Origin of the sequence: Mycobacterium sp. E1715 (assembly GCF_001667625.1) — a bacterium.
Classification (GTDB): domain Bacteria; phylum Actinomycetota; class Actinomycetes; order Mycobacteriales; family Mycobacteriaceae; genus Mycobacterium.
The window spans coordinates 1-5640 of record NZ_LZJJ01000111.1 but is presented as its reverse complement, the minus strand read 5'-3'; the positions used below and the strand labels follow the sequence as shown (position 1 = coordinate 5640).

At 68.7% G+C, this 5640-nt stretch carries 6 protein-coding genes, 3 pseudogenes and 1 riboswitch; of the genes and pseudogenes, 7 read left to right on the top strand and 2 right to left on the bottom strand.

Annotation, left to right across the window (positions count from 1 at the left end):
* Window positions 1-798 (top strand): annotated as a pseudogene (locus tag A9X03_RS05985) (MFS transporter); the annotation flags it as partial.
* A gap of 8 nt (window positions 799-806) precedes the next feature.
* Window positions 807-1283 carry a DUF2771 domain-containing protein gene (locus tag A9X03_RS05980; RefSeq protein ID WP_067747429.1) on the top strand — a complete coding sequence of 159 codons (477 nt, stop codon included), beginning with the start codon at window positions 807-809 and terminating at the stop codon, window positions 1281-1283.
* A 9-nt stretch (window positions 1284-1292) separates the two neighbouring features.
* Here A9X03_RS05980 and A9X03_RS05975 read toward each other — a convergent pair whose 3' ends face one another.
* Complete coding sequence (locus tag A9X03_RS05975) at window positions 1293-2297, bottom strand: glutathione S-transferase family protein (protein ID WP_067747427.1); 1005 nt, start codon at window positions 2295-2297, stop codon at window positions 1293-1295.
* A gap of 44 nt (window positions 2298-2341) precedes the next feature.
* The gene (locus A9X03_RS05970) at window positions 2342-2755 is read right to left on the bottom strand and encodes a cold-shock protein (protein WP_067273548.1); all 414 of its coding nucleotides are present in this window, start codon (window positions 2753-2755) and stop codon (window positions 2342-2344) included.
* Between the two features lie 162 nt (window positions 2756-2917).
* On the opposite strand from A9X03_RS05970, the gene A9X03_RS05965 reads away from it, so the two are divergent.
* From A9X03_RS05965 to A9X03_RS30665, 5 genes and pseudogenes are all read left to right on the top strand, one after another.
* Entirely contained in the window at window positions 2918-3316 is a 399-nt protein-coding gene (locus tag A9X03_RS05965; protein ID WP_067747425.1) for a YccF domain-containing protein, read from the top strand.
* Entirely contained in the window at window positions 3313-4392 is a 1080-nt protein-coding gene (moaA, locus tag A9X03_RS05960) for a GTP 3',8-cyclase MoaA (protein ID WP_067747423.1), read from the top strand. The genes A9X03_RS05965 and moaA overlap by 4 nt, the downstream gene beginning before the upstream one ends.
* Before the next feature lie 4 nt (window positions 4393-4396).
* Window positions 4397-4672 carry a MoaD/ThiS family protein gene (locus tag A9X03_RS05955; RefSeq protein WP_067747420.1) on the top strand — a complete coding sequence of 92 codons (276 nt, stop codon included), beginning with the start codon at window positions 4397-4399 and terminating at the stop codon, window positions 4670-4672.
* 208 nt (window positions 4673-4880) lie between these two features.
* Window positions 4881-5097: riboswitch (cyclic di-AMP (ydaO/yuaA leader) on the top strand.
* 10 nt (window positions 5098-5107) lie between these two features.
* A pseudogene (locus tag A9X03_RS05950) lies at window positions 5108-5569 on the top strand (transglycosylase family protein); the annotation flags it as partial.
* A pseudogene (locus tag A9X03_RS30665) lies at window positions 5555-5640 on the top strand (MogA/MoaB family molybdenum cofactor biosynthesis protein); the annotation flags it as partial. The pseudogenes A9X03_RS05950 and A9X03_RS30665, both read left to right, overlap by 15 nt.

Sequence of the window (5640 nt, the reverse complement as noted above, 5' to 3'; positions counted from 1 at the left end):
GTCACGCTGGTCGGCGCTTCGCTGTCGATGCGGATCCCGCGCTGGGTCGAGGTCACGGCCGGCGAGGTGCCCGCCACGTTGAGCTACCGCCAGGACAGCGAACCACAGCGGCGCAGCTGGCACCATGAAGTCAAGAAGGTCGGCGGGACGCTGCGACAACCGCTGGGCCGCAACATCATTACCTCGTTGTGGGGAAACTGCACCATCAAGGTCATGGTCGGCTTTCTGTTCTTGTACCCGGCGTTCGTCGCCAAGGCGCATCAAGCCAACGGCTGGGTTCAGCTCGGCATGCTCGGGATGATCGGCGCGGCGGCCGGCATCGGCAACTTCGCCGGCAACTTCGCCGCCGCGCGCCTACAACTGGGCCGCCCCGCCGTGCTGGTGGTGCGCTGCACGCTGGCGGTCTCTGCGGTCGCGCTGGCGGCGGCGGTGGCGGGCACCCTCGCGGCGGCCGTGATCGCCACCCTGGTGACGTCCGGCAGCAGCGCCATCGCGAAGGCCTCGCTGGACGCCTCACTGCAAAACGATCTGCCCGAGGAATCGCGCGCCTCGGGATTCGGGCGTTCGGAGTCGACGCTGCAGCTGGCCTGGGTGCTCGGCGGTGCCGTGGGCGTTCTGGTGTACACCGAGTTGTGGGTGGGCTTCACCGCCGTAACCGCGCTGCTGATCCTCGGATTGGCGCAGACGCTCGTTAGCTATCAAGGGAACTCGCTGATCCCCGGACTCGGAGGTAACCGGCCCGTCATGGTGGAGCAGGAAGGCGTCCGTCGCGGCCGACCGGCGGTGGTGCCCGAGTGAAACGCAGGATGGCCGTGCTGCTCGCCGGCCTGATGACTCTGGCGTGCGTGGCCGTCGGTGTGGGCACCTGGCTGCTGGTGCGCCCGTCCGGTCCGCAGCGACCCCAGATCAGCGCGTATTCGCACGGCCACCTCACGAGGGTGGGGCCATACCTTTACTGCAGCGTGCTCAACCTCGAGGACTGCGACACGCCCCAGGCGCAGGGCGAGCTGAAGGTCAGCGAGCGCTACCCGGTGCAACTCTCGGTGCCCGACGCGATCTACCGGGCGCCGTGGCGGCTGCTGCAGGTCTACGAGGACCCGACCAACACCACCAGCACCATCTTTCGGCCGGGCACCCGGTTCGCGGTCACCATCCCGCCGGTGGACCCGCACCGCGGGCGCGTGGTCGGGATAGTGGTGCAGTTGCTGACGCTCGTCATGGATCCCGCGGGAGAGCTGCGGGATGTTCCGCACGCGGAATGGTCAGTGCGCCTTACGTATTGAGCGCCCGGGTCAGGCGCCGTGCCCAGCCGGCACCCGTTCCCCTTCGACGGGCGGGCCCGGAGGGGTCCCGTCGCCGAACGGATTGCCGCCCAGCGCTTCCCGGCCATGCGGTGACAGCCAGCTCGACAGGTCCGGCCCCTTGGGCACGATGCCGGTGGGATTGATGTCGGCGTGCACGATGTAGTAGTGCTGCTTGATCTGCACGAAGTCGACGGTGTCGCCGAACCCCGGTGTCTGGAAGAGGTCGCGCGCATACGCCCACAACACCGGCATCTCGCTCAGTTTGCTCCGGTTGCACTTGAAATGACCGTGGTAGACCGGGTCGAAGCGGGCCAATGTCGTGAACAACCGCACGTCGGCCTCGGTTATGGTGTCGCCCACCAGGTATCGCTGATCGGCCAGGCGGTCGCCGACCCAATCCAACGCGGCGAACAGCCGGTCGTACGCCGCGTCGTAGGCTTCTTGCGAGCCGGCGAACCCGCACCGGTACACCCCGTTGTTGATCTCGGTATAGACCCGCTTGTTCACGTCGTCGATCTCCGCGCGCAGCTGCTCGGGATACAGCTCCGGGGCGCCCTCGCGGTGGTAGGCGGTCCATTCCGTGGAGAAGTCCAGGGTCATCTGTGCGAAGTCGTTGGTGACGACAGCGCCGGTGGGAACGTCGACGATCGCGGGCACCGTGATGCCCTTGGGATAGTCGGGGAAGCGCTTGAAGTAGGCATCCTGCAGCCGGGGAATCTTCAAGACGGGGTCCACGCCCCCGGGGTCGAGATCGAACGTCCAGCTGCGTTCGTCGTGGGTAGGCCCGCAAAACCCAATGGACAGAACGCTTTCCAGGCCCAGCAAGCGCCGGACGATGATGGCGCGGTTGGCCCAGGGGCAGGCGCGCGCGACGACGAGCCGGTACCTGCCGGGTTCCACCGGATAGCCGTCGCGCCCGTCGGCGGTGACGCGGGTGGTGATGTAGTTCGTGTCGCGGGTGAAGTCACCTTTTCCGGCGACGTAGGCGGCCATGGTGACAATTCTGCCCCAGCCACTCGCCGCCGACCGGCGGCGAGCTAGGCGTCGAGCTCGCGGGCGACCGCGCGAACCACCTCGGAGACCCGTCGAGCCGTCTTGCGGTCCGGGTAGCGCCCCTTGCGCAGCTCGGGCTGAACGGCGCTCTCCAGCAACGTGATCATGTCCTCGACCATGCCGTGCAGTTCGTCGGGGCTGTGCTTGTGCTCGGCGGGCGTCTCGCGGCGGCCCTGAGCCTTGGTGAGGCTGGGCGGCGGCTCAATCAGCTTGAGGCTCAGCGCCTGAGGCCCGCGCCGCCCGGAGGCGATGCCGAACTCCACGCGCTGGCCCGCTTTGAGCCCCTCGACCCCAGCGGGCAACGCCGACGAGCGGACATACACGTCCTCGCCGTCCTCTTGCGACAGGAAGCCAAACCCCTTGTCGGCGTCGTACCACTTAACCTTGCCGGTCGGCACTGGTCTCACCTGCTTGTCTAACGGATCAATAGAATGGCCAACACAATAAGCGTCCCGCCTGCGCAGGACGCCGTTTGGTCCCTGATCCTACTCGGATGCTCGCCTGACGAGCACCCCCGTTATTGCCCACTCGGTACTCTGGGCATTACCGGTGGAGGAGATATGCGCCTGATCCTGAACATCATCTGGCTCGTGTTCGGCGGCCTGTGGATGGCCGCCGGATACGTGGTCGCGGCGCTTGTCAGCTTCTTGCTGATCATCACCATCCCGTTCGGCTTCGCGTCGCTGCGCATCGCCTCCTACGCGTTGTGGCCGTTCGGCCGCACCATCGTCGACAAGCCGACCGCCGGCACGGGAGCGCTGATCGGAAACGTCATCTGGGTGCTGCTGTTCGGACTGTGGCTGGCGATCGGCCACGTGGTGAGCGCGGTGGCGATGGCCGCCACGATCGTCGGCATTCCGCTGGCGCTGGCCAACCTCAAGCTGATCCCCGTGTCGTTGATGCCGCTTGGCAAGCAGATCGTTCCCGTCGGTTCGCCCTCCCAGGTGATGGCCGCATGACGCTGACCGCGCTGGGTGTGCCGACGGTGCCGGGCCGCGCCGGCGGCGGTGCCGCCCGGCACGCCCCGACCACGGGCCCGTTGGTGGACACCTACGGGCGGGTCGCCACCGACCTGCGGGTCTCGCTGACCGACCGCTGCAACCTGCGGTGCAATTACTGCATGCCGGCCGAGGGCCTGGATTGGCTGCCGGGCGAGCAACTGCTGCGGCCCGACGAGCTGACCCGCCTGATGCACATCGCCGTCACCCGGTTGGGCATCACGAGCGTGCGATTCACCGGTGGCGAACCCCTGTTGGCGCGGCACCTCGAAGAGGTGGTCGCGGCGGTGGCCGGGCTGCGGCCCCGCCCGGAGATCTCGTTGACCACCAATGGCATAGGGCTGGCGAGGCGGGCCGCCGGCCTCGCCCGGGCAGGCCTGGACCGTGTCAATGTCTCGATGGACAGCGTGGATCGCGACCACTTCGCGGCGATCACCCGCCGGGACCGGCTCGGCGACGTGCTCGACGGGCTGGCCGCCGCCCACGACGCCGGCCTGACGCCGGTCAAGGTCAACGCCGTGCTCGATCCCGTCACCGGGCGGCAGGACGTCGTCGAACTGCTGCGGTTCTGCCTCGAGCGCGGCCACCAGCTACGGGTGATCGAGCAGATGCCGCTGGATGCCGGGCACCAATGGCGCCGGGGCGCCGCGCTGAGCGCCGACGACGTGCTCGACACGCTGCGCCCCCACTTCCGGTTACGGCCCGACCCCGCGCCGCGCGGCTCGGCGCCCGCGGAGCTCTGGCTGGTCGACACCGGCCCGGGCACGCCGAGCGGAAAGTTCGGCGTCATCGCGTCGGTCTCCCACGCCTTCTGTTCGGCCTGCGATCGAACCCGCCTGACCGCTGACGGTCAGGTCCGCAGCTGCCTGTTTTCGACCGAGGAGACCGATCTTCGGGCCCTGCTGCGTAGCGGCGCGTCCGACGACGCGATCGAAGCGGCGTGGCGGGTCGCGATGTGGGGCAAGCCGGCCGGTCACGGGATCAACGACCCGAGCTTCGTCCAGCCCGACCGTCCGATGAGCGCGATCGGTGGCTAGCCCGATGGGTCATGCCGTCCAACAAGACGGGATTCAGGTGACGGTGCGCTACTTCGCCGCCGCGCGGGCGGCGGCGGGCGCCGAGTCGGAGACGGTGGTGCTGCGCCCCGGGACCACCGTGGCCGAGCTCGTCGAGCGCCTCGCCGTGCGTGGCTCCCGACTCGCCGCGGTGTTGGGCAGATGCTCCTACCTGTGCGACGGGGTCGCCGTGCGCGACGAGACCGCACCGTTACGCCCCGGAAACACGATCGACGTTCTACCCCCTTTCGCCGGCGGGTAAAACTGTGAGTTATCTCACGTAACGGAACGATAACGGCGTAATCACGCTCCGATATCGGGTGCTATGACCTGCGTGGATGCCGTGTGTCCGGAGCGTTTTCCCAGATGGCCGAGAGGGAAACGCCCGGTTTCGCAGAACGTGACGGGGCCGACAGAACCCGCTACCTTTCTCCGAAGGCTCGCCAAGACAACCGAATTGGCGGACCTCCCCTCCTATCGCGCCGAGCTCCATCCAGTAGGCGGGGCCCACTGACCAACGTGGATGGAGACGGGGGACCCACCGGTCCACCGTGATCGGACTGGGGCCGCGTGCGGCCCCTAGGGGTGAAGCCGACGTCGCTCCCCAGCGGACACGACGACGGCCGGGTGGCCTCTCCAACCCGAACCCGACAGCTGACCTCGCAGGCGCGTGACGAGAGAGGATTTTTCACGGCCTATGAGTGGACGTCACCGTAAGCCCAGCACGTCAAACATCAGCGTCGCCAAGATCGCCGTCACCGGCGCGGTCCTCGGTGGCGGCAGCATCGCCCTGGCCGGCCAGGCGGCCGCGGCCACCGACGGCGAGTGGGACCAGGTAGCCCGGTGCGAATCCGGCGGCAACTGGGCGATCAATACCGGCAACGGCTACCACGGTGGCGTGCAGTTCAGCTCGAGCACTTGGGCTTCGCACGGCGGTGGCCAGTACGCGCCGTCGGCCGAACTGGCCACCAAAGAGCAGCAGATCGCCGTCGCCGAGCGCGTGCTGGCCACCCAGGGCCGCGGTGCCTGGCCCGTGTGCGGTGGCCCGCTGTCCGGCCCGTCCCCGCGCGAGGTTCCCGCGCCGGCCGGCCTGGACGCTCCGCTTGATGCGCCCGGAATCAACGGCCAGCCGGCGCCCCTGGCTCCCCCGCCCGCCGACGCGATCCGCCGGTCGGGCCTGCCGAAGGTGCCCACGTCGGTGTTGTCCCGAGGGGTGTGCGGTGTGGCGGG